At 63.1% G+C, this 751-nt stretch carries 1 protein-coding gene; it reads right to left on the reverse strand.

The features are described from left to right. Window positions 1–751 (reverse strand): IS1634 family transposase (locus tag DNK49_RS23135; protein WP_110530421.1); only part of this gene is annotated, 751 nt, incomplete at both ends.

The following is a 751-nucleotide window of genomic DNA, read 5'->3' on the forward strand; positions in this document are numbered from 1 at the left end:
TGTCCGAGAGCTTGCGACCCCGGTGCTTCACGCCTTCGTCCTGATCGGTAAGCTTGCCCGTCCATTGATCCGCTTGCCGGGTCAGCGCGTCGATACGCTCGTTGCGCTGCTGGGTCTTTTGGGCTGCGGTCATCGGATCGTGTGCGATCACCAGCCTCAGGTCATTCCAGGCCTGCTCCGAGATCACTTCCTGAGTGGCGGTGATGCATTGCTGTTCGTGGAAGGGGGCGAGCAGATCGATGAACTCGTTGTAACGCCGGCCTGGTACCGCGACGATGAACTCGAGCGGCTTGCCACTGGTCAGGCGCACGGCCTTCAGGGCTTCGAGATTGTCCAGGCTGAGCAGCCCCCTGTCGGCTACCAGCACCAGGCGCTGCACCGAAGGGAAGCGCTCAAGCACCTTGCTGAGCGTGGGCAGCAGGGTACGCGTCTCGGCCGTGTTGCCGTCGAACACCTCGTGGTAGATCGGCAGTCCTTCGGCGGTCTGAACCACGCCGAGCATGAACTGGCGGGCAATCAGTCCCTCCTTGGCCATGCCGTACTGGCGCACGTCGCCGACCTGTTCGCTGAGCCCTTCGCTACGGATCGTGGTGAGGTCGTAGAAGACCACCGAAAGATCCTGATCGATCAGCGGGCGCAGCAGCCCAGCGACCACGCCATCGACCTCATCCTGGTGATCCATCAGGGCATCGAGACTGCGCAGCAACTGCTGGTGGGTGACCGCCTTCGGCCCGAAATCGGGCAGCGCAAC

The sequence above is a fragment of the Parazoarcus communis SWub3 = DSM 12120 genome (genome assembly GCF_003226565.1).
Lineage (GTDB): Bacteria > Pseudomonadota > Gammaproteobacteria > Burkholderiales > Rhodocyclaceae > Parazoarcus > Parazoarcus communis.